The organism is Shinella sp. HZN7 (genome assembly GCF_001652565.1).
Lineage (GTDB): Bacteria > Pseudomonadota > Alphaproteobacteria > Rhizobiales > Rhizobiaceae > Shinella > Shinella granuli.
Genome location: NZ_CP015736.1, coordinates 3,239,532 through 3,262,412, shown reverse-complemented (window position 1 = coordinate 3,262,412; position 22,881 = coordinate 3,239,532). Strand labels below are relative to the sequence as shown.

Below are 22,881 nucleotides of genomic sequence, written 5' to 3'. Positions count from 1 at the left end.
CGACAGTTCCTCATTCTCTTCCGTCATCCTCGGGCGTGAGCCGAGGATGACGGAAGAGAGGTTTCGGCCTTTGCCGGCAAATCGGCATTGCCCACCCCGCCAAACGCCGATAGCTTTCCACGCGCTGCGGTACGTACCGCAAGAATATCGTCGGCCGCCCGCAAGGCGCGGCCCGGTCCATGGGAGGACGCCACAGATGAAGACGATCAAGGGCCCGGCCCTGTTTCTCGCCCAGTTCGCCGGTGATGCCGCGCCGTTCAATTCCTGGGATTCGATCACCAAATGGGCCGCCGATATCGGCTACAAGGGCGTGCAGGTCCCGAGCTGGGATGCCCGCCTCATCGACCTCAGGAAGGCCGCCGAATCCAAGGCCTATTGCGACGACTTCGCCGGCAGGGCGCGCGAGAACGGCGTCGAGGTCACCGAACTTTCCACCCATCTGCAGGGCCAGCTCGTCGCCGTGCATCCGGCCTATGACGAGGCCTTCGACGGTTTTGCGGCGCCGGAGGTGCGCGGCAACCCGAAGGCGCGGCAGGAATGGGCGGTGGAGCAGGTGAAGATGGCGCTGACGGCCTCGCGGCATCTCGGCCTCGATGCCATGGCCAGCTTTTCCGGCGCGCTCGCCTGGCCCTTCGTCTATCCCTGGCCGCAGCGGCCGGCCGGCCTCGTCGAGACCGCCTTCGACGAACTGGCACGGCGCTGGAAGCCGATCCTCGACCATGCGGAGGAGAACGGCGTCGACGTCTGCTACGAGATTCATCCCGGCGAGGACCTGCATGACGGCATCACCTACGAGATGTTCCTGGAGCGCACCGGCAACCATGCCCGGGCCTGCATGCTCTACGATCCCTCGCATTACGTGCTGCAATGCCTCGACTATCTCGACAATATCGACATCTACAAGGACCGCATCCGCATGTTCCATGTGAAGGATGCCGAGTTCAACCCGACGGGCCGGCAGGGTGTCTATGGCGGCTACCAGGGCTGGGTGAACCGCGCCGGCCGCTTCCGCTCGCTCGGCGACGGCCAGGTCGATTTCGGCGCCGTCTTCTCCAAGATGGCGGCCAACGACTTTGCCGGCTGGGCCGTGGTGGAATGGGAATGCGCGCTGAAGCACCCGGAGGACGGCGCGCGGGAAGGCGCGGAATTCGTCAAGGCGCATATCATCCGCGTCACGGAAAAGGCTTTCGACGATTTTGCGGATGCCGGGACGGATCAGGCGGCCAACCGGCGCATGCTCGGTCTTTGATGGCTACCCCTCACCCTAACCTTCCCCCCGTTTGCGGGGAGAAGGGGGTCGGACGAGGGGCATTTGCCTCGGAGAAATTTTAAGGAGGAAAACCCCATGGCAATCGAAGGAAGCGCCAGCGAGGCGCGGGAGGGCCGCATCCGGCTCGGCATGGTCGGCGGCGGCTCGGGCGCGTTCATCGGCGCGGTGCACCGCATCGCGGCGCGGCTCGACGATCATTACGAACTCGTCGCCGGTGCGCTGTCGTCCTCGCCGGAAAAGGCGGAACAGTCGGCCCGCGAGCTCGGGCTCGATCCCGCGCGCAGCTATGGCAGCTTCAAGGAAATGGCGATCCGCGAGGCGAAGCTGAAGAACGGCATCGAGGCGGTGGCGATCGTCACGCCGAACCATGTGCACTACGAGGCGGCGAAGGAATTCCTGAAGCGCGGCATCCATGTCATCTGCGACAAGCCGCTGACCTCCACGCTCTCGGATGCGCGCAAGCTGAAGAAGCTGGCGGAGGAGAGCGATGCGCTCTTCGTGCTTACGCACAACTATACCGGCTATCCGATGGTCCGCCAGGCGCGGGAGATGGTGGCCAATGGCGATCTCGGCGCGATCCGGCTCGTGCAGATGGAATATCCGCAGGACTGGCTGACGGAGGACATCGAGTCGAGCGGCCAGAAGCAGGCGGCCTGGCGCACCGACCCTTCGAAATCGGGTGCCGGCGGCTCCACCGGCGATATCGGCACGCATGCCTACAATCTCGGCTGCTTTATCTCCGGGCTGGAGCTCGCCGAGCTTGCCGCCGATCTCGACAGTTTCGTGCCGGGCCGCCGTCTCGACGACAATGCCCATGTGATGATGCGCTTCAAGGAAAAGGACGGCGTCGCCGCCAAGGGCATGCTCTGGTGCAGCCAGGTGGCGCCGGGCCACGAGAACGGGCTGAAAGTGCGCGTCTATGGCACCAAGGGCGGTCTGGAATGGGTGCAGGCCGATCCGAACTACCTCTGGTACACGCCTTTCGGCGAACCGAAGCGCCTGATCACCCGAGGCGGTGCAGGCTCCGGTGCGGCCGCCGCCCGCGTCAGCCGCGTGCCCTCCGGCCATCCGGAAGGCTATCTCGAAGGCTTTGCCAACATCTATTCCGAGGCCGCCCGGGCCATCCACGCCAAGCGCAAGGGCGCGCCGGTCGATCCCGCCGTCACCTATCCGACGGTGGATGACGGTCTCAAGGGCATGCTTTTCGTCGATGCCTGCGTGCAGTCGTCGAAGAAGAACGGGGCCTGGGTCAAGGTCTGAGGTTTCCGCCGGATTGCCGGCCGCCGCCCTCTGTGGCGGCCGGACCTTTCAGGTGAAAATGCTGCCGAGGCGGATCACCAGTTTCTTGTCGAACAGGTGGCCCCGGTCGAACATCCAGTTCAGCGCATCGCGCGTGGTCCACGGCCGCTTGTAGGGGCGGGTGCTCGTCAGAGCCTCGAAGACGTCGCAGACCGTGGCAAGACGGATTTCCGGGCTCAGCTTGTCGGCCTTGAGGCCGAGCGGATAGCCGCTGCCGTCCAGGGCTTCGTGATGGTAGCGGCAGATATCGAGCACGAGGTCGGAGACATTGGCCTGCTCCTTCAGCAGGCGGTATCCGAGTTCGGGGTGACCGCGCACCAGGCGCTTCTCGTCGCCGTCCAGCCGGCCGCTCTTGTTGAGAACGGAATTCGGGATCATCAGTTTGCCGACATCGTGCAGCAGACCGGCCACGCCGAGTTCGCGCACCGCGCTTTCATCCTGGCCGAGCAGGCGGGCAAGGCGCATCATGAGTGCGCTCACCGCCAGCGAGTGCACATAGGTCCCCTCGTCCTTTGTCTTCAGGCGCGTGACCTTCAGGAAGACATCGGGGGCGGCGTCGATGCGGTCGGAAATCTCGTCGGCGACCGGCGACAGCGCGTCGATTTCCAACTGGCCGGTTCGTGCGGCGTCGAAACTGTTGCGCAGCGCGCGGGCCGATTGCGCCACCGTTTCCAGCGTGCGCCCGCGCTCTTCGGAGGCCTGCGCGGCGGGCGCCGCGCAGGTGCCGTGGTCGATGTCCACCGTGCTTCTTTGCGGATTGACCAGCGCATAGGCGGCGGAGGTCGCCAGGATGGCCCGCACGGTTTCGTCGGACTGGACGAGGAAACGCCGCCCGGAAAACTCGGCATCCGGGCATTCCAGCGATTCCACGAACATGCCCTTCCGTACGAGATGCTTTGCGATTCGTCGTACCACGCCAGTGCCTCCGTCCCAGCTACAGGCAGTTTAAGGGAGAAGTGTCTAACCTTTGTTTAAGCAGTCCCTGTTTGACGGCAACTTCGCAACCTTTTGCCTGGAGGCGAAAGCCGGGTTTGCGAAAACCATTGATTTTTACAGTCAAGCTGCTTACTGCAACGTTGCAGTGACCGGACGCGCGCAATCTTCCACGCCTGAGAGACGAAAATGAACGATCCCAAAATCCTGGCCGACCGGTTTCCCGGCGACTTCGTGTTCGGTGTGGCGACAGCCGCCTTCCAGATCGAGGGCGCTACAAAGATGGATGGCCGCAAGCCTTCGATCTGGGACGCGTTTTCCAACATGCCGGGCCGCGTCTATGGCCGGCACAATGGTGATGTGGCCTGCGATCACTACAACCGCCTGGAGGAGGATCTCGATCTCATCCAGTCGCTCGGCGTGTCGGCCTACCGGTTCTCCATCGCCTGGCCGCGCATCATTCCCGAAGGCACCGGCCCGGTGAACGAGAAGGGGCTGGATTTCTACGATCGCCTAGTGGATGGCCTCAAGGCACGCGGCATAAAGGCCTTCGCCACGCTCTATCACTGGGACCTGCCGCTGATGCTGGCCGGTGATGGCGGCTGGACGGCGCGGCAGACGGCCTATGCCTACCAGCGCTACGCGAAAACCGTGATCGCCCGGCTCGGCGACCGGCTGGATGCGGTGGCGACCTTCAACGAGCCCTGGTGCTCCGTCTGGCTCAGCCATCTCTACGGCATTCATGCGCCGGGCGAACGCAACATGGATGCGGCGCTGCATGCCCTGCATTTCACCAACCTGGCGCATGGCCTCGGCGTTGCGGCGATCCGTGCGGAGCGCCCGCAGCTTGCCGCCGGCCTCGTCCTGAATGCGCATTCCATCCATGCCGGCAGCGATGGCGAGGCAGACCAGGCGGCCGCCGCGCGCGCCTTCGACTTCCACAATGGCGTCTTCTTCGGCCCGGTCTTCAAGGGTGAATATCCCGAAAGCTTCCTCTCGGCGTTCGGCACCCGCATGCCGGCCATCGAGCCGGGCGACATGGAGACGATCAGCCAGCCGCTCGACTGGTGGGGGCTCAACTACTATACGCCGATGCGGGTTTCGCACGATCCGGCGGAGGGTGCCGAATTCCCCGCGACCGTGCCCGCGCCGCCGGTCGCCGACATCAGGATGGATATCGGCTGGGAGGTGTTTACGCCGGCGCTCGGTGACCTCATCCGCAAGCTCAACGCGGATTATGCGCTGCCCGCCTGCTACATCACGGAAAACGGTGCCTGCTACAATATGGGCGTGGAAAACGGCGCGGTCGACGACCAGCCGCGCCTCGATTACATCGCCGAGCATCTCGGCGTCACCGCGGACCTCATCCGCGAAGGCTATCCGATGCGCGGTTACTTCGCCTGGAGCCTGATGGACAATTTCGAATGGGCCGAGGGCTACCGGATGCGCTTCGGTCTCGTGCATGTCGACTACGAGACCCAGCTCCGCACGATCAAGAAGAGCGGCAGGTGGTATGCCGAGCTCGCCGGTGCATTTCCCAAGGGCAATCATCGGGCAGCCTGACTGCCCGTATTTCCTCGTATTGTCATGCCGGCCGTAAAGGATTCATAACGGTTCTGCCGCATCATTTCTGCCAAGTTGGAGAAAACGATGCTGCGGCTAGCGCGCCACCTTTCTGGCATGATCGGCGCCCGACGGCTGGCGGTCGTTCTGGGCGTGCTCGCTTCCTTTGCCATCGTCGTCAGCCTTGCGACCGTGCTCGTCATGATGGCGCTCGGGTTCCTTGCGAACCGGGCGAACGAACTCGACGCGGAACGCACACGCCAGACCGTATTCGGCGCGCTCTCTTCCATGCGCAGTTCCATTGTCACCACCGTGCGCGACTATGCCGTCTGGGACGACGCGGTCACGGCCGTCTACGGCACACCCGACATGCCGTGGCTGATTGCCAATATGGGGCTTGCCACCGAGGGCGGGCCGCTCTTCGATACGGTCTTCCTGGTCGACGAGACGGGCAAGACGATGCTCGCCTACCGCAACGGTGCGCCCGTCGAGGCCGATGCACGCAGCTATGGCGGTGCCGTCTTCCTGGAGATGCACCGCAAGATCCTGCGCGCCGGGCTGGAGCCGGGCGCGGAACTCGGCGTCTTCCTGCAAACGCCGGATGGACCTGCGGTCGGTGCCGCCTCTGCCATCCGGCCGGTTTCCAGCGCGGTCGAGGCTCCGGCGGAGGCGTTGCGCACGCTCTTCATCATCCGCCACCTGACACCCGCTCGCATTTCCCGCATTGCCGATAATTTCCTGATCTCGGGCCTGCTGCTGGCGGAATCGGCTCCTTCGAACGGTCCTGCCGTGCCCCTTGCCGATCCGGATGGAAAGACCCTCGGCTTCCTTTCCTGGACGCCGGATGCGCCAGGTAACCAGAGCTATGCGCAGGTGCGCCCGCTCGTGCTTCTGGCGCTCGCCGGAGTCGTCTTCTTCTTCGCGCTCCTCGTGCTGACTGGTGCCGCCTTCGCCATACGCCTCAAGGCGGATGAAAACACGGCGCGGATCCAGGCCCTCACCGACAGGCTCAGCGGCCTCAGGAACCGCACCGGCCTCTATCTCGGCCTTGACGAACTGACCGCCCGCGCGAGGACGGAGGAGCGCGACGTCGTGATGCTCTATCTCGATCTCGACGGCTTCAAGGACGTTAACGATTTCTACGGCCATGCGGTCGGCGACCGGCTGATCCGCGGGGTCTCGGCCGGGCTTTCCCGTCTCGTTCCGGCCAAGGCCATGCTGGCCCGCATCGGCGGCGACGAATTCGCCATTGCCTTCATCGACAGGCTGGACGGGCCGGAGGCCGAACACCTCACCCGGTCCATCCTGGATTTCTTCTCCGAACCCTTTTCGATCGGCGAGCGCGTCGCCGTGGTCGGCGCCAGCATCGGCATTGCCGTCTCGCGCAAGGGGCGGTCGGGGGCGAGGAGCTTCTGCGCCGGGCGGATGTCGCCATGTACCGGGCCAAGCATGCCGGCCGCGGCCGCGCGATGTATTATGAAACGCTGATGGACGATGACCGCGACGAACGGCGGGAAATGGAGGAGGCGCTGCGGGCCGCGGTGGCCCGCGGCGAGATCGACGTCGTGTTCCAGCCGATCGTCGGGGCGCGGAGCCGGACGATCTGCGGTGTCGAGGCGCTCGCCCGGTGGTCTCGCGGCGGAACGAAGCCGGTGCCACCGGATGTCTTCATTCCGCTGGCGGAGGCGACCGGCATCATCGATACGCTCGGGCCGCTCGTCCTCAAGCGGGCCTGCGCGGCGGTGCGCAACTGGCCGGACATCGACATTTCGATCAACGTCTCGCCGGCGCAGTTCCGCAATCCCTATTTCCCCGACCAGGCGCTCGGCATCATCGCGGAGGCGGGCATCGCGCCGTCCCGCGTCACGCTGGAGATCACCGAGGGTTATTTCATCCAGAATCCCGGCCGCGCGAAACTCGTCATGGACCGGCTGAAGGCCGGCGGCGTGCGCATCGCGCTCGACGATTTCGGTGCCGGCTTTTCCAGTATCGGCTATCTCATCCGCTTCGGCTTCGACCGCATGAAGATCGACCGCTCGCTCACCCTTGCCGGGGAACAGTCGCCGAAGGGCGGGGCGATGCTGCAGGCGACGGTGGCGCTCGCCGCCTCCTTTGATATGCCGGTAACGGCAGAGGGGGTGGAGACGGCCGAACAGGCCGCGTTCCTGCACCTGTGCGGCTGCGACCAACTGCAGGGTTATTTCTTCGGCAAGCCGATGAGCGAGAGGGCGATCAGCGACCTGCTCGCCCCGCCTGCCGACGTCGAGGCCGCGGCCGGCTGACTATTTGCCGAGGTGGCGTTCGCCGCGCTTCCTTGCAAGATCCATCTGCATCTGCCGCTGGCGGAAGCGCAGGCGATCCTCCTCGCTGCGCGTCGCATGGCAATGCGGGCAGGAGACGCCGGCCTCGTAGAGCGGCGAGGCGATCTCTTCCGCGGTCAACGGATGGCGGCAGGCGCGGCAGAGCTTGTGCTCGCCCTCTTCCAAGCCGTGCAGAACGGAGACGCGCTCGTCGAAGACGAAGCAGGCGCCTTCCCAGAGGCTGTCCTGCGCCGGCACCTCTTCGAGATATTTCAGGATGCCGCCCTTGAGATGGTAGACCTCGTCGAAGCCCTGCTCCTTCATGAAGGCGGTCGCCTTCTCGCAGCGGATGCCGCCGGTGCAGTACATGGCGATCTTCGGCTTGTTGTGCAGGCCGGTATTGCTCCGCACCCAGTCCGGGAACTCGCGGAACGTCTTCGTGTTCGGATCGACCGCGCCCTTGAACATGCCGATCGCCGTCTCGTAGTCGTTGCGCGTGTCGATGACGATCGTCTCGGGATCGGAGATCAGCGCGTTCCAGTCCTCAGGCGCCACATAGGTGCCGACGGAGCGCGTGGGGTCGATGTCCTCGACGCCCATGGTGACGATCTCCTTCTTCAGCCGCACCTTCATGCGCAGGAAGGGCATCTCGCCCGCATGGCTCTCCTTGTGCTCCAGTGCGGCAAATTCCGGCTGGCTGCGCAGGAAGGCGAGCACCCGGCGGATGCCATCGGCCGGGCCGGCAATCGTGCCGTTGATGCCCTCATGGGCGAGCAGCAGCGTGCCGCGCACGCCGTTCTCCTCGCAGAGCGCCTGCAAGGGCGCGCGCAACTCGGCAAAGCGCGGAACCGAGACGAAATGATAGAGCGCGGCGACAAGGAAGCCGTCGGCCGGGACGGGCGAAGAAATCTCTTGGGTCATGGCCGCCACATACAACCTTGCCGCATTTCAGGCAATGCGGCGCAGCGGCTCAGGCAAGCTGGTGCAGCCGCGCGCCTTCACTGATGCCGAGTGCCATGGACTGGTTGGAATACTGGCTTTCGCCCGTCACTTCCCGCCCCACCCAGTTGGGCAGCTCCGGCTCGTCATGGATCGAGGCAAGCTCCACCTCGGCGATCACAAGCCCGCGATGGACGCCTTCATAGACGTCGACTTCCCAGATGTGGCCCTCGTGCGGTACCTTGTAGCGGACTTTCCGGATGACATTGCCGATGGCATGGCGCAGCATGTCCTCGGCCTCGTCGCGGTCGATCTCGAATTCGTATTCATCGCGCACCAGCGCGGTATGGCCGACCTTGAGGGTAATGCGTGCCTGCCCGTTGCCGTAGATGCGGACCCGCAGCGATCGGTCGTCCTGGGCCACAATGTAGGCTTGCCGTATGGCGATTCCTTCGTCTGCGAAGGTGCGCCACCGTTGGCCCGATACCAGAAACTTCCGCTCGATCTCTTTCGCCATAGGCTCGCTTTCGCTGTTGGAGATGGGCTTGGGCGAGGGAAACACTACACGATAAGTCTGTCATGACAAGAGAAGCCTTTATGCTTTAGGCTCGACACGACGTCGCAGACGCGCTATTCGGGTCAAAATTCAATCGTTTTAAAAGGTCGTGCCAATGAGCGAGAAGAACGCCAAGCTCCTTTCCGTCCTGAAGCTGCAGCCGGTCGTGCCGGTGCTGGTCATCGATGACCTTTCGAGCGCCGTTCCGCTGGCGCGCGCGCTGGTGGCAGGCGGCCTCAAGGCCATCGAGATCACGCTGCGCACGCCCGCCGCGCTGGAGGCGATCCGCGCTGTCGCCAACGAGGTCGAGGGCGCCGTCGCCGGTGCCGGCACGATCCTCAACGCGGCGCAGTTCGAGGCGGCCGTCGAGGCCGGCTCGCAGTTCATCGTCAGCCCCGGCACGACGCAGGAGCTGATCGACGCGGCCGCCGACAGCGATATCCCCCTGCTGCCGGGCGCCGCCACCGCCAGCGAGGTCATGGGCCTTCGCGAGGAGGGCTACCAGGTGCTGAAGTTCTTCCCCGCCGAGCAGGCCGGCGGCGCCGCCTATCTGAAGTCGCTGTCCTCGCCGCTCGCCGGCACGCTGTTCTGCCCGACGGGCGGCATTTCGCTTGCCAATGCCCGCGACTATCTCTCGCTCCCCAATGTCGTCTGCGTCGGCGGCTCCTGGGTGGCGCCGAAGGACCTCGTCGCCAAGGGCGACTGGGCGGGCATCACGAAGCTCGCCGCGGAAGCGGCGGCGCTGAAGGGCTGAGGCAGGTTCAGCGGATTTGCAGACGGGCGGCCCTTGGTCGCCCGTTATGCGTTTGTAATTGCGGTCGTGCATTCCTATCTTGCCTTGCTGTCGGCCCTTGCGATGACAAGAGAACAAGCGAAACGGAGACCGCCCATGTTTGACGCCAAGAAGTTGCTTGACCAGTTCCTCGGTTCGCAGGTGCCCGGCGCCGGCGGGTCCGTGCGCGACCGCGCCGGCCAGGTGACGCAGCTCGCCAAGGACAACCCGCTTGCCACCATCGCCATTGCCGGCGTGCTGCTCGGCACGGGCGGCGGGCGCAAGGTCGCCGGTTCCGCGCTGAAGCTCGGCAGCCTCGCCGCCATCGCCGGCCTCGGCTACCAGGCCTACAAGAACTACCAGGCCGGCCAGAACCCTGCCGAGACCGCGCAGGGCACGACACCGGAACTCTTGCCGCCGCCGACCGATTCCGGCTTCCACCCCGAGGCCGTCAGCACCGATTTCGCCCTCATCCTCGTGCGCGCCATGATCGCCGCCTCGCGCGCCGACGGCCATATCGACGAGGCCGAGCGCGCCCGCATCATGGACAAGCTGAAGGTCTCCGGCCTTGGCGCCGACGCGGCGCAGTTCCTTGAGGATGAGCTTGCCAACCCGGTCGATCTCGACGCGATCATCGCCGCGGCCAAGACCGAGGAGCAGCGCGTCGAGCTCTACACCGCCTCGCGCCTCGCCATCGAGCCGAAGTCGCGTGCCGAACGCGGTTACCTCGATCTGCTCGCCGGCCGCCTCGGCCTGCCGGACGCACTGGTCGACCATATCGAGGCGACGGTTTCCGCCGCCACCGTCTGAACCTTTCGGGGGAGCGGCCGAACGCCGCTCCCCGTTTTGCGCATTGCGCGCGCAGGGCGCCTGCTCTATCCCTTCGGCAAGACCGAAGGAGAATTCTCATGCGCGATCTCAAAGACTGGAAAGGGTGCCCGGCCCCGTCGCCCGTCGTCCTCGAAGGGCGTAGCGTGCGTCTGGAGCCCTATGAGCGCGCGAAACATCTCCAGGCGCTCTGGGATGCGTTCGGCGGCATGCAGATCAATCCGCTGCTGCGCTATTTCACGCAGGCCGATTTTGCCGGTATCGAGGATTTCGATGCCTGGTCGGAATCGGTCATCAAGTCCGGCTGGGTGCGCGAGGTCATCATCGACAAGGCGGCCGGCAAGGTCGTCGGCATGGCGCATTACATGCGGCCGGACCCGGCGAACGGCGTGGTCGAGATCGGCGGCATCGCCCATGGCGGCGGCATGTCCCGCTCGCCGCTTTCCACCGAGGCGCAGTACCTGCTCGCCAAGCACGTCTTCGAGGACCTCGGCTATCGCCGCTACGAGTGGAAATGCCACAACGGCAACGCGGCCAGCAAGCGCACCGCCGCCCGCCTCGGCTTCACCTTCGAGGGTGTCTTCCGCCAGCACATGCTGTCCAAGGGCGAGAACCGCGACACCGCCTGGTTCTCGATCATCGACGGCGAATGGCCTGTTCTTGCCAAGGCCTTCGACGCCTGGCTCTCGCCCGACAATTTCGATGCCGGCGGTCAGCAGAAACGTCGCCTCGAAGACATCCGCGCCGAGATCAAGGCGGGCGCGGCATGAGCGGGGAGCGCAAGGGCAAGTCGCCGGCGCTGGCCGCGCTCCTCATCCTGCTCGGAACGGGCGTGGTGTTCTATTTCCTGCCGAGCGTGATGATCGCGCTCGGCGACGTCTCGCCGTGGCTGGCGGGCGTCTTCGGCACGCTGCTCGTGCTCGGTTTCTTCCTGCTCTTCTGGCTCCGGGCGCGCTACCAGCGCAGCCGTGGCAATTAAAGCGGCGTCTCAGCCCTGCAGCGCGGCGCCGAGCAGCAGCAGTCCCAGCACCATGACCAGCGCGGCGCCGCCGATCTCGATGGCGCTGCCGACGCGGGCGGCCGCCGAGCCGTTGCCGGCGAAACGTACGGCCGCGCCCTTGGCCGTGACGGCGAGGGTGGCGAGGATGGAAACGGTGATGGCCGTGCCGATCGACATGGCGACGACGGCGAGCACACCGCCGAGATAGAGACCGTTCAGAAGCGCGAAGCTCAGCACGATCAGCGCGCCCGAGCAGGGCCTGAGGCCCACGGCGACGATGGCCGACCAGGCCTCGCGCAGCGCAAAGCGCTCGCCCTTCAGCAGCGAGGGATCCGGCGCATGGGCATGGCCGCAGGTCGAGCAGATTTCACCGGCATGGTGGTGGTGATGCGCATGGCCATGGTGGTAATGATCGTGCACCTCGACCGCCTGTGCGCCGAGCGCCGAGGCCCGGCGTTCCGCCGGCCGCAGCTTCCTGAAGAGCAGCCAGGCGCCGAAAAGGGCGATGAGGGCATAGCTGCCGATTTCGAGCGCGCGGGTGGCATCGGTCATCGAGACCGTGGTGCCGCGCAGGAAGAGATAGGCCGCGCCGACGAGCAGGATGGCGACGATGCCCTGCAGGATCGAGGAGAGGAAGGAGAGCAAGACGCCGCGCTTCAGCTCGACCTCGTTCGCCAGCATGTAGGAGGAGATGACGGCCTTGCCGTGGCCGGGGCCGGCGGCATGGAAGACGCCGTAGGCGAAGGAGAGGCCGACCAGCGTCGAGGCCGCCCAGGGATTTTCGCGCATCTCCTTCAGCGCGCCGGTCATGGCGCGGTAGAAGCCCTGCTGCTGCGCGTTGATCCAGCCGAACAGGCTGCCGAAGGTGCCCGTCGTGTTGAAGCCGGGTTCGGCCGAGCCGATACCGAGCGGCGACTGGGCGTGGGCAAGGCCGGCGGCCGCGGCGATCGCGAGCGTCAGCGTGAGAAGGGCGAGAGCCCGGCTGCGGGTCAGCATGTCAGCTCCAGACGGGTGGCGAAGAGTTTCGACATGTCGGTGCCGGCCGGGTCGTTGAAGAAGGCTTCCGTCAGGCTGTCCTGGTTCTGGGCGAGCACCTCGTCCGGGTCCGGCCGCACGACGGCCCGCTTGCAGGCGGCGAACTTGTCGCCGACGGCGATGAGGTCGTCATCCGAGGCGAAGTCCATCGCGGCATACATGGTGGGATCGTAGACGCCGAAGGTGAGCGTGCCCTTGAGCGGCATGGTCTCGCCCGGCTTGACGGTGAAGAACATCAGGAGCTGGCCGTCCTTGTAGTCGACGTTGATCGCGTCGGGCTTGGCGACCTTGATGGTTTTGCCATCCTCGGTGATCGTCGTGTAGTAGCTGAACTCTTCCAGCGATTCGAGCACGGTCTGGCCGACTTCCGCCAGTTCGTCCGGGTCGAGTTCGGCATTGCTGTTCTTGTCGAAGTCCATCACGACGCTGGCCGAGAACATCTCGTCGAAACGCCAGACATTGCGCAATTCGCTGACCGTGCCATCCTCGCCGGCCACCACCTCCAGCCGCGCCTCCGCGAAGATATGCGGATGGGCGAGGGCCGCAGCCGGGGCGATGATGGCTGCTCCGGCAACGAGGAGGGGGAGGAAGCGCATGGGGTATGTCCTCTCGCGGCGGCGTTCAGAATCGACCGGTTGAATGTAACGCAAATGGGTCGGAATTGGGACCTCCGCCCGGTCGCCTCAAGCCTCGATGCCGGGATTGCGGCGGAACCAGCCGTGCAGGAAGTCGACGAAGGTGCGCACCTTCGCCGGCAGGTAGCGGCGGTGCGGATAGATCGCATAGATACCGCGGTCCGTCGGCAGGTAATCCTCCAGGATCGAGACGATCTTGCCGTTGTCGAGGCAATGGCGGGCGATGAAGGCCGGCACCTGCGCGACGCCGAGGCCGCTCGCTGCCGCGCGCACCGCCGCCGTCGGGCTGTTCACCTCTATATGGCCGCCGACCGGCACGGAAAAGCCCGTGCCCTTCTCGTCGATGAAGCGCCAGTTGCTGTGCGACTTGCCATTGGTGTCGATGATGCAGGGCAGGCGGGCGAGGTCGCTTGGATGGTTGATCGGGCCGACCCGTTCGAGAAATTCCTCGCTGACGCAGATCTTCAGGTAGAAATCGCCGAGCTTGCGCGCGATGAGGGCGGAATCCTCGAGCCGTGTGATGCGGACGGCGACGTCGAAGCCTTCCTCGACGAGATCGACGAAACGGTCGTCCGAGACGATTTCCAGCGAGAGTTCAGGATGCTCCTTGCCGAAATCGATGAGCGACTGGCCGATATCGGCGTCGACGAAGGTGCGCGGGGCGGAGACTTTCAGCTTGCCGCGCAGGTCCGTGTTCTTCTCGCGCACGAGGTCGGCAAGGTTGTCGATCTCCTTCAGGATGTCGGAGGCGGTGCGATAGTAGGTATGGCCGGCCTCGGTCATCGAGAACTGGCGGGTCGTGCGGTTGAGGAGGAGCGTGCCGAGCTCGTCTTCCAGTTCGCGCACATATTTCGACAGCAGCGCCTTGGAGCGGCCGGTCTTGCGGGAGGCGGCGGAAAAGCCTTCGGCGTCGACGACGTCGATGAAGGCGCGAATTCGGGTCAGAGTATCCATGTGTCCCCATTCGGCTGCGGCCGAAACGGTGGCCGGTGCGTTATCAGCATTCTCTAGAAAACCAGTCCGGCGAATGTCGTGGCTGCCGGAATATTTTCAATAGCATTTCGCAAAAAACCTCTTGATTACGACAGCGATTCTTCTTATCTCCCGCCTTGCCCAAAGTCGCACGTGCCTGTGGGTGTCCGCCGACCCTCGAATTGGTGAGGAAATCGGTAAGGTACCTGGAATTAACCCCTCCAGTCGTTTCTCCGGCCAACCGGAAGAGCGAGGACATCTTGAAGCAACGACGGTGCGGGCCTTTCTGGTGTCTGCCGGCTTTCCAACAGCCGGGGTTACTGAAGAGGCACACCTTCATTGCCGGACGTGCGGTCGGGTTCTCCCGCCAATCCATGGCAGACAAAGCCGAATTGAAGCCTAGGCGGGCTTCGGTTCACCGTTCGCGCATGATGCGCATGCTTGGTTCCGGGGTCTCCACCGGCTGGTTCCAGAGCGTGCCTGCATTCTGCCCTTTGTCCTCCGGGGTTTCCCGGAGCAACCTGGATATGGGGAATACCGAGATGACCTCTGCACGTATTATCGACTTCCTGAACACCCGACGTCCCGACGGCCCGTGCCTCGTGGTCGACCTCGATGTCGTGCGGGACAATTTCAAGGCCTTCCGCCACGCGCTGCCCGACAGCGCCATCTACTATGCCGTCAAGGCCAACCCGGCGCCGGAGATCCTGCGCCTGCTCGCCTCCATGGGCTCCAACTTCGATTGCGCGTCCGTCGCCGAGATCGAAATGGCGCTCGATGCCGGCGCGACCGCTTCCCGCATCTCCTTCGGCAACACGATCAAGAAGGAGCGTGATGTCGCCAAGGCGCATGCGCTCGGCGTCTCGCTCTTCGCCGTCGACAGCCATGAGGAAGTGGAGAAGATTTCCCGTGCCGCGCCCGGCGCGCGCGTGTTCTGCCGCGTGCTGACGGATGGCGAAGGCGCCGAATGGCCGCTGTCGCGCAAGTTCGGCTGCGTGCCGCAGATGGCCGTCGACGTGCTCGTCTACGCCCACCAGCTCGGCCTGGTGTCCTACGGCGTGTCGTTCCACGTCGGCTCGCAGATGACGAAGCTCGATGCCTGGGATTCGGCGCTTGCCGATGCCAAGCGCGTCTTCGTGCAGCTTGCCAAGCAGGGCATCGAACTCAAGATGGTCAACATGGGCGGCGGTTTCCCGACGAAGTACCTGCGCGACGTGCCCTCCGCCGAAGCCTATGGCCAGGCGATCTTCGGCGCGTTGAAGAAGCACTTCGGCAACCAGATCCCGGAAACCATCATCGAGCCGGGCCGCGGCATGGTCGGCAATGCGGGCGTCATCAAGGCGGAAGTCGTTCTCGTCTCGAAGAAGTCCGACAATGACAACCACCGCTGGGTCTTCCTCGACATCGGCAAGTTCGGCGGTCTCGCCGAAACCATGGACGAGGCGATCCGCTACCCGATCCGCACCGTGCGCGATCAGGATGCGATGGAGCCCTGCGTGCTCGCCGGCCCGACCTGCGATTCGGCCGACGTGATGTACGAGAAGAACATGTATCCGCTGCCGATCACCCTTTCGATCGGTGACGAGGTCCTGATCGAGGGCACCGGCGCCTATACGACGACCTACTCGGCCGTCGCCTTCAACGGCTTCGAGCCGCTCAAGGCCTACGTCATCTGACCACCTGGCGCTCCCGTCCCTGCGGGAGCGCCAGCCTTCACAATTTGTTCCGGATACCGTTTGAATCGGTTTTGAGTGCGGGAGGCCCAGAGATGGCCACTGTTCTTGATTCTGTCCGCGCGTTCTTCGCGCATGCCGCCTTCGCCATCGACCGGGAAAACGCCGGCGACGTCGTTGCGCGCGAGCGCCTGCTCGACCGCGTCATGGGCGAGGCCCGCTTCCGCAAGTCGTCGGAAAAGATCCGCCGGGGCCGCATGCCGGCCGAAGGCCTCGCGCTTGTCGCCCGCGATGCGGATGGCCACGTCATCGGCACTGTACGGCTGTGGAATGTCGAGGCGGGTGTCGATCCGGACGGCAACGCCGTGCCGGCGCTGCTGCTCGGCCCGCTCGCCGTCGATTGCGAACATGAAGGCAAGGGCATCGGTGGCGCGCTGATGCGGGCGGTGATCACCGAGGCGCGCGATCGTGGCCACGGCGCGGTGCTGCTGGTCGGTGATCCTGAATATTACGAGCGCTTCGGCTTCTTCGCCGACAAGGCACAACATCTCGTCATGCCCGGCCCGTTCGAGCGCCGCCGTTTCCTCGGGCTGGAGCTGAAGGATGGCTGGCTGGCCGATGCCGCCGGCGTGCTCGTCGCTAGCGGTCGCCGCCGGGTGGCGGCGGAGCTGCGCAAGGCGGCCTGAGACGGACCGGCGACCTGCCGGCCCTTTGTCTGATGTTTATCATTGTTTTAATTGGATAATTGTCAAGATTGGCGTGGTATTCGCGCCAATCTTCCCATTCGCCTGCCGCTGATTGATCCATCTCAAGGGAGCCTCGCACCCTGCCGCTCCATAGTCGCGCTCGCAAAGACGAGTCGCGTTTGATGGAGAGACGACATGAAGGGACATTGGATGGGGCGTGCCGCCCTTGCCGCCGGTCTGGGGCTGCTGGCTGGGCAGGCGCTCGCCGCCGATCTTGAGGAGCGCATGGCGCCGTCGGAGGCGACCGTTGATTTCGCGGCGCAGAGCCCCTGGCAGATCCGCGTGCGCGGCCTCGGCGTCATCACGAACGATTCCGGTTCGGTGAACGGTATCCCGGGTTCCGACCTCTCCTATACGGATACGGTCATTCCGGAGCTCGACATTTCCTATTTCTTCACCGACAACATCGCGGCCGAACTCATTCTCGGCACGACCTATGCGAATGTCCATGCGGACGGCGCGATCGAGGGCCTCGGCAAGGTGGGCAAGGCCTGGCTGCTGCCGCCGACGGTGACGCTGCAATATCACTTCACCGATTTCGGCGCCTTCAAGCCCTATGTCGGCGCCGGGGTGAACTACAGCCTTTTCTATGAGCAGTCCGGCTCGGGCAGGTTCTCCAATCTCGACATCGAGAACAAGGTCGGCGCAGCCCTGCAGGTCGGTTTCGACTACATGCTGGACGACCACTGGGGCGTGAACTTCGACGTGAAGAAGATCTTCCTCGAGCCCAAATGGAAGGTCGATTTCGACGGCGCGCCGCTCACCGGCAAGGCGAAGCTCAATCCCTGGCTCGTCGGTGCCGGCGTTACCTACCGCTTCTGACGACGAGATTCCGAAGCGCCCGCCCGGCAGGGTGGGCGCCTTCAACATTGCGTGAAAACCGGCAATCGGCCATGAATTCGCGCCGGCCTGCGCCTATGTGCCATGGCATGAGGATGCACGCTCTTATCGCCGGACTTTCGCTCGCGCTTGCCATCACGCCGCCGCCTGCCGTGCATGCGCAGCAACCGGCCGTCGTGCAGCCGGCACAGACGATCGCCGAGACGCTGGAGGCTGCCGCCGCGCTGTCGCAGCTAAGGGCCGTCGTCGTGGCTCGGGACGGTGAGATCGTCGCCGAGCGGGGCTATGGCGGCCATACGCCGGCCGAAAGCACCAATATCAAGTCCGCTTCCAAATCGATCATCTCCGCCCTCGTCGGCATCGCGATCGACAAGGGCCTGCTGGAAGGCGTCGACCAGCCGATCGCGCCGATCCTTTCCGGCGACCTGCCGGCGGAGCGCGATCCGCGGCTCGACCGCATCACGATCGGCCATCTCCTTTCCATGCAGGCGGGGCTGGATCGCACCTCCGGCGGCAATTACGGACGCTGGATCGCCAGCCGCAACTGGGTGCGTGCTGCGCTCGCCATGCCCTTCGTCGACGAGCCGGGCGGCCGCATGCTCTATTCGACCGGCTCCACGCACCTGCTTTCGGCCATCCTGACGAAGGTCGGGGGCAAATCCACCCTGAAGCTTGCGCGTGACTGGCTGGGGCCGGTCGAGGGCTTTCGCATCGGCGCCTGGGACCGCGACCCGCAGGGCGTCTATCTCGGCGGCAACCAGATGGCGATGAGCACCCGCTCGCTGCTGGCCTTCGGCGAGCTCTACCGCAATGGCGGGCGCACGGCCAGGGGCGAGCAACTCGTGCCGGAAGACTGGATCCGCCGGTCCTGGACGTCGCGCACCAATTCCCGCTTCTCCAACGACGGCTACGGCTATGGCTGGTTCGAACGCGTGATCGGCGGCAAGACGGTCCATTTCGCCTGGGGTTTTGGCGGCCAGATGCTCTATGTCGTGCCCGATCTCGGCCTGACGGTCGCCATGACCTCCGACGAGAGCGGGCCGTCCGCGCGCTCCGGCTATCGCGACGAGCTGCACGACCTCCTGGCGAAGATCATCGGCTCGGCGGAGGGCTGAGGCTGCCCGGGTCGGCGCATGGCGGGACAAGGCAAGGGATCCGGCAAGCGCCAGCAGCGTGCCGCAGATGCGGTCGAGCCGGCGGCGGATTTGACAGGAGGCCGGCAAGGCCTTATGTGCGAGGCAAGGGTGAGAGCCCCTGCCGTCCGCGAGCGCAAGCTTTGGTGAAGTCTCTCCTTCAGAAAATCGGTCTTCCAGCATCAGGCATGCGAACCGGTGGCAATGCGGGCTCCCTCCGAAAAGACGCATGCACCGACTGGAGATCCGACATGCGTTCATCATCGACGCCCCTTCCATCGCTTGACGCCCTGAAAGACCAGGCAAGGCGGCTGCGCGCCCGCTTTTGCGAGGACGGCCAGGCTCTTTCCCATTCCCGTGCCCTCGAACTCGTCGCCGCCCAATACGGCTTTCGCGACTGGAACACGTTGCATGCGGTCGTCGGCAACCGGCCGCCATTCAATCCGTGGATGCTCGGCGCGCGCGTGCGCGGCCACTATCTCGGCCAGCCTTTCGATGCGCAGGTGCTGGGCGTGCAGGCGCTGACCGGTCAGCCCGGCCGTTACCGCATGGTGCTGCATTTCGACGAGCCGGTCGATGTGGTGACCTTCGACAGCTTTTCCGCTTTTCGCCAGCGCGTGCATTGCACCGTCGATGAAACGGGCAGGACCATGGAAAAGACCTCGAACGGCCGGCCGCATCTCGAACTCGAATGGTGAGGCCCTTTGGCTTGCGCAAAGCCGCTGCACACCGTTGCTGCAGCGGCTTCAGAAGGAACCGGCAAACCGCACTGCAAGGCCGTCGACCGTGAAATCGGCGGCCTTGTCGTTTTCGCGGCGCACGAGATGGCTGTATTCCAGCGCCACCGTCGCGCCCCTTGGCAGCCTATAGGTCAGCGTGGCGGCGGCCGATTTCGTGCGCGTGCGGTAGTCGTAGTAGAGCCAGTCGCTATAGGCCTGCTCGTAGGCGAGCGTCAGCGTCAGTTTTTCCGTCACTGCCTTTTCCAGCGAGAGGCCGATGGTGCGCATGTCCTCGGCGAGCGGATCGTCGATATCGGCGAGCTGGAGGTCGCGCGCCAGTTTTGCCTTCAGCACGGCCTTGTGCGGCAATTGCCAGGTCACTTCACCCTTGAGGAAAGGGCGGGCACGCTCGACGGTCTCGCCGAGATGGGGGCTGGTTATGCCGACGACGCCGGCCTCAGCCATCAGGGTGATGCCGTTGCCGTAGACCCGGCCATAGGCGAGCGAGCCACGCAGGGTTTCGGCCGGAAAGCGACCGAACGTCCTGCGCTCGGCACCGGCAATGTGGCTTGCCCGGTATTGCAGCGTCGCGCCCACCTCGCCGCCGAGCAGCGGACGGATATGGCCGCCGGTGACGTCCAGCAGGCTGTATCCGGCTTCGAGCTGGGTCGGCTTCAGGCCGGCGAGCGTGAAATGTGCCTTGCCGCGGTCGAGGTTCGAGAGGGCCGCGGTCAGGTGATTGCGGCCGCCCGAATGGTCGACCGTCAGGCCGGCGCTTGCCGTCGCGAAGACATCGTCCTTGCGGTAGCCGATCAGCGCGCCGGGCAGGGCGAGAAAGAGATCGCCGTTGCGCCGATGTTCAAGGCTGCCCTTCAACGTCAGCTTCACCGCCTTGCCGACATCATAGGCGTAGCCGACTTCGAATCCGGCCGTGCGCTGGTCGGCGAAACGGTATTTCGGCACGCGCCGGGCGCTCGTGCTCAGCGCATAGGCCAACTGGGAGTCCTCCAGCGCCAGGCTGCCGCGCAGCGCGAGTTTCGCCTCGCCGAAAGCGGCCGAAAGTTGGGTCGGATCCTGAAAAATATTTGAGCTCCAGCCCTTGCCGACCTTGTAATCCAAGGTTGAATCGGCTTCTGTCGGGTTGTGCCAGGCCAGTATTGAAGCCGCGCAAAGCAAGCCACCAAGGAAGCGCATCGAATTCTGCCTCTGTCCGTTTCTGGAACAGAATCCTAGAGTTGCATGGTTAAAAATTCCCTCAATAGTTGATTTTCAACTGAAAAGTCTGATTTATACCACCTTTGCTTGTTTTAGGTTGGGAATTGTTAAACTTGTCTACATTATGGTTAACTGTTTTCTATGACTGGGAAATCCGGTTGAGTAAATCAGCGCTTATATTACCTTCGATTGCGTACCAGTGAGGTACACAACCGAAGGAGAGAGAGCATGAACAAGACCCGCATCATCGCCATCGCAACCGTCTTCGCAATCGCCGGCGCCGGCCAGGCATCGGCCGGCAGCCTGCTCGGCGGCCTCGGCATCCTGAACAACAACAAGACGGGCGGTGTCGTGATCGCCCCGAGTGTCGGCGTCGGGGTCGGCGATATCCTCAGTGACAATCGCGGCAACAACGTGCTGAACGGCGTGCTCAACGGCACCTTGTCGGGCATCCTCAACGGCAACACGCTGGGCATTCTCGGCGGCAGCGACTGCGGTTGCAAGAAGCCCAAGCGCTGACCGCATTCATCCCCGCCCGTGCGGTCAGCGGGGCCCGGGAGAGCGCCGCTCTCCCGGGTCTTCCCGTTTTCAGGGGAGGCGGGTGACGGATCAGTCGATCTGCTGGTCCATGGTCACGGCCGGCATCTCGTCCGCCGGGTGGACGCGGACGATCCTGGCGGGAACGCCGGCGACGGTCGTGTGCGGCGGAACGGGCTCCACCACCACGCTTCCCGCGGCGATCTTGCTATGAGCGCCGATCTCGATATTGCCGAGGATCTTGGCACCGGCCCCGATCAGCACGCCGCGGCGCACCTTCGGGTGACGGTCGCCCTTGTCGCGGCCCGTGCCGCCGAGCGTGACCTGCTGCAGCATCGAGACGTCATCCTCCACGACGGCCGTTTCGCCGATGACGATGCCGGAACCATGGTCGAGCATGATGCCGCGGCCCATGCGCGCGGCAGGGTGGATATCCAGGCCGAAGACCAGCGAGGCCTGCGAGGCCAGCCAGCGCGCGCCTTCCATGCGGCCCGCGTGCCAGAGGCGATGGGCGAAGCGGTGGACCTGCAGGGCCTGGAACCCCTTGAGATGGAGGAGGACGGTGAGCGGATCGGGATTGGCCGGGTCGCGCGTGACGATCGCCAGGATATCGGCCTCGGTCTCTTCGAGAAGCGTACCGTCTTCGATGGAGGCAAGGACGTTCGCCGCAAGTGCCCGGTCGCCGGCCGCGTGGGCGAGCCGCGCGGCGAGCGTGCCGATCAGCATCTGCCGGCCCGTCGTGGCCGCTAGGATGGGGCGAAGCAATTCGGCAAGATGCGGCTGGTCGTCGGCGCGATGCTGCGCTGCGGCCCGTATGTCGGTCCAGATCCGTCTTTCCGGATGCCTGGCGACGGGGGAGGCAAACTTGATCACCTGACGCGCCACGGTGCCGCTCCTATCCCGCAAGATCGATGACACCACAATCGCCGGCTTCGCTGGCGAAAGCCAGAAGTTTTCCGTTCCTGCTCCAGGCCATGGAGGTGATGGCGCCCTTGCCGGGGCGGCGCAGCAGCACCTCGCGGCTGTCGGCGAACCGGGCGGCGAGCACCATGCCGTCGGAATAGCCGATGGCGACGACCTCTTCCGCCGGATGGCAGGCGACGGATGTCACCATCACATCGGCACGGGTGCCGAGTTCCAGCGGCGGCTTGCCCATCGGGCCATCCTTGGCAGAAAACGGCCAGACGATGGCTGCCGGCGCGCCCGACGAGGCGAGCCACTTGCCCTTCACCGACCAGGAGAGCGACTTCACCTTGGCCGGATAGCCCGTCATGCGCATGTGGCGGGTGTCGGCACCGGGCTTGGTGTCGAGCTTCCAGCCGTGCAGGGCGTTTTCCTGCATGCTGGTGACGACGAAACGGCCGTCGGGGGAGAAGGTGATGCCGGTGTGGGCGCCCTTCCATTCCAGGTCGACCGGCTGGCCGGCCATCGCCACCCAGTGCAGCGAGACGCCATTGTAGCGCGCGACGCCGATGCGCAGGCCTTTCGGCGCGAAGGCAATGCCCTCGACCGAGCGGCTTTCGGCAAATTCCTTGATCGTGCCGTCGGCAAGGCGGACGCGTGCCGTGCGGCCCTCCGCGAAGCCGACGGCGCCCTGCGGGCCGGCGGCGACGACGGAGATCCATTTGCGCGGCACTTCGGCAAGAAGCGTCGCGCTGCCGTCGGCGGCGATGCGCTGCACCTTGCCGTCCTCGCCGCCCGTGATCAGCGTGTCGTTCGCTTCGTCCCTGATGCAGGCGAGCAGCCCGTCATGCGCTTGCGTGACCTTCTGACCGTGGTCGAGGCGGTGGATGGCGCCGGAGGCGGTGGCGAAGAACGGCACGTCGCCGAGAAAGGCGGCCGCGACGACGTGGTCGTCGAGGTCGAGAGGCGCGACGGTCGGCATCAGGTCTTGTCTTTCATGCGCAGAATGGCAT

At 65.0% G+C, this 22,881-nt stretch carries 24 protein-coding genes; 15 read left to right on the top strand and 9 right to left on the bottom strand.

Annotated features, from left to right (window positions below; all coding sequences use genetic code 11):
* The first annotated feature begins 196 nt into the window (after positions 1-196).
* Together shn_RS15755 and shn_RS15750 are read left to right on the top strand one after the other, a co-directional pair.
* Positions 197-1,249 (top strand): sugar phosphate isomerase/epimerase, encoded by a 1,053-nt coding sequence (locus tag shn_RS15755; protein WP_064331243.1) that lies wholly within the window; start codon positions 197-199, stop codon positions 1,247-1,249.
* Positions 1,250-1,345: 96 nt separating this feature from the next.
* Complete coding sequence (locus shn_RS15750; protein WP_064331242.1) at positions 1,346-2,530, top strand: Gfo/Idh/MocA family protein; 1,185 nt, start codon at positions 1,346-1,348, stop codon at positions 2,528-2,530.
* 48 nt (positions 2,531-2,578) lie between these two features.
* Here the strand turns inward: shn_RS15750 and shn_RS15745 are convergent, their stop codons facing one another.
* Positions 2,579-3,484 carry an HD-GYP domain-containing protein gene (locus tag shn_RS15745; RefSeq protein WP_064331241.1) on the bottom strand — a complete coding sequence of 302 codons (906 nt, stop codon included), beginning with the start codon at positions 3,482-3,484 and terminating at the stop codon, positions 2,579-2,581.
* Positions 3,485-3,691: 207 nt separating this feature from the next.
* Between shn_RS15745 and shn_RS15740 the strand changes: the two genes are divergently transcribed.
* From shn_RS15740 to shn_RS37065, 3 genes are all read left to right on the top strand, one after another.
* Positions 3,692-5,065 (top strand): GH1 family beta-glucosidase, encoded by a 1,374-nt coding sequence (locus tag shn_RS15740; protein ID WP_064331240.1) that lies wholly within the window; start codon positions 3,692-3,694, stop codon positions 5,063-5,065.
* An 87-nt stretch (positions 5,066-5,152) separates the two neighbouring features.
* Positions 5,153-6,553 carry a diguanylate cyclase domain-containing protein gene (locus shn_RS37070; protein WP_245337312.1) on the top strand — a complete coding sequence of 467 codons (1,401 nt, stop codon included), beginning with the start codon at positions 5,153-5,155 and terminating at the stop codon, positions 6,551-6,553.
* Positions 6,499-7,347: a bifunctional diguanylate cyclase/phosphodiesterase gene (locus shn_RS37065; RefSeq protein WP_245337311.1), complete on the top strand. Its 849-nt coding sequence runs from the start codon at positions 6,499-6,501 to the stop codon at positions 7,345-7,347. Before shn_RS37070 ends, shn_RS37065 begins: the two co-directional genes overlap by 55 nt.
* On the opposite strand, the gene shn_RS15730 is transcribed toward shn_RS37065, so the two are convergent.
* Positions 7,348-8,286, bottom strand: coding sequence for a rhodanese-related sulfurtransferase (locus shn_RS15730; RefSeq protein ID WP_064332644.1), 939 nt, complete (start codon positions 8,284-8,286; stop codon positions 7,348-7,350). It abuts the gene before it with no gap.
* A gap of 49 nt (positions 8,287-8,335) precedes the next feature.
* Positions 8,336-8,821: a CYTH domain-containing protein gene (locus tag shn_RS15725; protein ID WP_064331239.1), complete on the bottom strand. Its 486-nt coding sequence runs from the start codon at positions 8,819-8,821 to the stop codon at positions 8,336-8,338.
* 154 nt (positions 8,822-8,975) lie between these two features.
* On the opposite strand from shn_RS15725, the gene shn_RS15720 reads away from it, so the two are divergent.
* The 4 genes from shn_RS15720 to shn_RS15705 all read left to right on the top strand — a co-directional run bounded on the left by shn_RS15720 (position 8,976) and on the right by shn_RS15705 (position 11,439).
* Complete coding sequence (locus shn_RS15720) at positions 8,976-9,614, top strand: 2-dehydro-3-deoxy-phosphogluconate aldolase (protein ID WP_064331238.1); 639 nt, start codon at positions 8,976-8,978, stop codon at positions 9,612-9,614.
* A gap of 135 nt (positions 9,615-9,749) precedes the next feature.
* Positions 9,750-10,442 (top strand): tellurite resistance TerB family protein, encoded by a 693-nt coding sequence (locus tag shn_RS15715; RefSeq protein ID WP_064331237.1) that lies wholly within the window; start codon positions 9,750-9,752, stop codon positions 10,440-10,442.
* A gap of 98 nt (positions 10,443-10,540) precedes the next feature.
* Entirely contained in the window at positions 10,541-11,230 is a 690-nt protein-coding gene (locus tag shn_RS15710; RefSeq protein ID WP_064331236.1) for a GNAT family N-acetyltransferase, read from the top strand.
* A complete protein-coding gene (locus shn_RS15705; protein WP_064331235.1) occupies positions 11,227-11,439 on the top strand; it encodes a hypothetical protein in 213 nt (70 codons plus the stop codon). Before shn_RS15710 ends, shn_RS15705 begins: the two co-directional genes overlap by 4 nt.
* Positions 11,440-11,448: 9 nt before the next feature.
* Here shn_RS15705 and shn_RS15700 read toward each other — a convergent pair whose 3' ends face one another.
* From shn_RS15700 to shn_RS15690, 3 genes are all read right to left on the bottom strand, one after another.
* The gene (locus tag shn_RS15700) at positions 11,449-12,456 is read right to left on the bottom strand and encodes a nickel/cobalt transporter (protein WP_064331234.1); all 1,008 of its coding nucleotides are present in this window, start codon (positions 12,454-12,456) and stop codon (positions 11,449-11,451) included.
* Positions 12,450-13,091 (bottom strand): DUF1007 family protein, encoded by a 642-nt coding sequence (locus tag shn_RS15695; protein ID WP_064331233.1) that lies wholly within the window; start codon positions 13,089-13,091, stop codon positions 12,450-12,452. The genes shn_RS15700 and shn_RS15695 overlap by 7 nt, the downstream gene beginning before the upstream one ends.
* Before the next feature lie 87 nt (positions 13,092-13,178).
* Complete coding sequence (locus shn_RS15690) at positions 13,179-14,084, bottom strand: LysR family transcriptional regulator (protein WP_064331232.1); 906 nt, start codon at positions 14,082-14,084, stop codon at positions 13,179-13,181.
* Between the two features lie 560 nt (positions 14,085-14,644).
* Here shn_RS15690 and odc2 point away from each other — a divergent pair.
* From odc2 to shn_RS15665, 5 genes are all read left to right on the top strand, one after another.
* A complete protein-coding gene (odc2, locus tag shn_RS15685; RefSeq protein WP_064332643.1) occupies positions 14,645-15,778 on the top strand; it encodes an ornithine/lysine decarboxylase in 1,134 nt (377 codons plus the stop codon).
* Positions 15,779-15,870: 92 nt separating this feature from the next.
* Positions 15,871-16,461 (top strand): GNAT family N-acetyltransferase, encoded by a 591-nt coding sequence (locus shn_RS15680; protein WP_064331231.1) that lies wholly within the window; start codon positions 15,871-15,873, stop codon positions 16,459-16,461.
* Positions 16,462-16,656: 195 nt separating this feature from the next.
* Entirely contained in the window at positions 16,657-17,343 is a 687-nt protein-coding gene (locus shn_RS15675) for an OmpW family protein (RefSeq protein WP_064331230.1), read from the top strand.
* Positions 17,344-17,456: 113 nt separating this feature from the next.
* Positions 17,457-18,476, top strand: a complete 1,020-nt coding sequence (locus shn_RS15670) for a serine hydrolase (RefSeq protein ID WP_084438325.1) — start codon at positions 17,457-17,459, stop codon at positions 18,474-18,476.
* A 269-nt stretch (positions 18,477-18,745) separates the two neighbouring features.
* Positions 18,746-19,192 carry a glyoxalase superfamily protein gene (locus shn_RS15665; protein ID WP_064331228.1) on the top strand — a complete coding sequence of 149 codons (447 nt, stop codon included), beginning with the start codon at positions 18,746-18,748 and terminating at the stop codon, positions 19,190-19,192.
* Positions 19,193-19,240: 48 nt separating this feature from the next.
* Here shn_RS15665 and shn_RS15660 read toward each other — a convergent pair whose 3' ends face one another.
* Complete coding sequence (locus tag shn_RS15660; protein ID WP_064331227.1) at positions 19,241-20,332, bottom strand: outer membrane beta-barrel protein; 1,092 nt, start codon at positions 20,330-20,332, stop codon at positions 19,241-19,243.
* 324 nt (positions 20,333-20,656) lie between these two features.
* On the opposite strand from shn_RS15660, the gene shn_RS15655 reads away from it, so the two are divergent.
* Positions 20,657-20,947, top strand: a complete 291-nt coding sequence (locus shn_RS15655) for a hypothetical protein (RefSeq protein ID WP_064331226.1) — start codon at positions 20,657-20,659, stop codon at positions 20,945-20,947.
* A gap of 90 nt (positions 20,948-21,037) precedes the next feature.
* Here the strand turns inward: shn_RS15655 and cysE are convergent, their stop codons facing one another.
* Both cysE and shn_RS15645 read right to left on the bottom strand, forming a co-directional pair.
* Positions 21,038-21,850, bottom strand: a complete 813-nt coding sequence (gene cysE, locus shn_RS15650; RefSeq protein WP_145925945.1) for a serine O-acetyltransferase — start codon at positions 21,848-21,850, stop codon at positions 21,038-21,040.
* 10 nt (positions 21,851-21,860) lie between these two features.
* A complete protein-coding gene (locus shn_RS15645) occupies positions 21,861-22,850 on the bottom strand; it encodes a WD40 repeat domain-containing protein (protein WP_064331224.1) in 990 nt (329 codons plus the stop codon).
* Positions 22,851-22,881: the final 31 nt, after the last annotated feature.

Bases quoted from the DNA above. Each gene is read 5' to 3' on its own strand.
- shn_RS37070 (WP_245337312.1), top strand. From the start codon at position 5,153: ATGCTGCGGCTAGCGCGCCACCTTTCTGGCATGATCGGCGCCCGACGG.
- shn_RS15715 (WP_064331237.1), top strand. From the start codon at position 9,750: ATGTTTGACGCCAAGAAGTTGCTTGACCAGTTCCTCGGTTCGCAGGTG.
- shn_RS15705 (WP_064331235.1), top strand. From the start codon at position 11,227: ATGAGCGGGGAGCGCAAGGGCAAGTCGCCGGCGCTGGCCGCGCTCCTC.
- shn_RS15645 (WP_064331224.1), bottom strand. From the start codon at position 22,850: ATGCCGACCGTCGCGCCTCTCGACCTCGACGACCACGTCGTCGCGGCC.
- shn_RS15725 (WP_064331239.1), bottom strand. From the start codon at position 8,821: ATGGCGAAAGAGATCGAGCGGAAGTTTCTGGTATCGGGCCAACGGTGG.
- shn_RS15730 (WP_064332644.1), bottom strand. From the start codon at position 8,286: ATGACCCAAGAGATTTCTTCGCCCGTCCCGGCCGACGGCTTCCTTGTC.
- shn_RS15750 (WP_064331242.1), top strand. From the start codon at position 1,346: ATGGCAATCGAAGGAAGCGCCAGCGAGGCGCGGGAGGGCCGCATCCGG.
- shn_RS15690 (WP_064331232.1), bottom strand. From the start codon at position 14,084: ATGGATACTCTGACCCGAATTCGCGCCTTCATCGACGTCGTCGACGCC.
- shn_RS15665 (WP_064331228.1), top strand. From the start codon at position 18,746: ATGCGTTCATCATCGACGCCCCTTCCATCGCTTGACGCCCTGAAAGAC.
- shn_RS15675 (WP_064331230.1), top strand. From the start codon at position 16,657: ATGAAGGGACATTGGATGGGGCGTGCCGCCCTTGCCGCCGGTCTGGGG.
- shn_RS15695 (WP_064331233.1), bottom strand. From the start codon at position 13,091: ATGCGCTTCCTCCCCCTCCTCGTTGCCGGAGCAGCCATCATCGCCCCG.
- shn_RS15655 (WP_064331226.1), top strand. From the start codon at position 20,657: ATGAACAAGACCCGCATCATCGCCATCGCAACCGTCTTCGCAATCGCC.
- shn_RS15680 (WP_064331231.1), top strand. From the start codon at position 15,871: ATGGCCACTGTTCTTGATTCTGTCCGCGCGTTCTTCGCGCATGCCGCC.
- shn_RS15700 (WP_064331234.1), bottom strand. From the start codon at position 12,456: ATGCTGACCCGCAGCCGGGCTCTCGCCCTTCTCACGCTGACGCTCGCG.
- shn_RS37065 (WP_245337311.1), top strand. From the start codon at position 6,499: ATGTACCGGGCCAAGCATGCCGGCCGCGGCCGCGCGATGTATTATGAA.
- shn_RS15720 (WP_064331238.1), top strand. From the start codon at position 8,976: ATGAGCGAGAAGAACGCCAAGCTCCTTTCCGTCCTGAAGCTGCAGCCG.
- odc2 (WP_064332643.1), top strand. From the start codon at position 14,645: ATGACCTCTGCACGTATTATCGACTTCCTGAACACCCGACGTCCCGAC.
- shn_RS15755 (WP_064331243.1), top strand. From the start codon at position 197: ATGAAGACGATCAAGGGCCCGGCCCTGTTTCTCGCCCAGTTCGCCGGT.
- shn_RS15740 (WP_064331240.1), top strand. From the start codon at position 3,692: ATGAACGATCCCAAAATCCTGGCCGACCGGTTTCCCGGCGACTTCGTG.
- shn_RS15670 (WP_084438325.1), top strand. From the start codon at position 17,457: ATGCACGCTCTTATCGCCGGACTTTCGCTCGCGCTTGCCATCACGCCG.
- shn_RS15710 (WP_064331236.1), top strand. From the start codon at position 10,541: ATGCGCGATCTCAAAGACTGGAAAGGGTGCCCGGCCCCGTCGCCCGTC.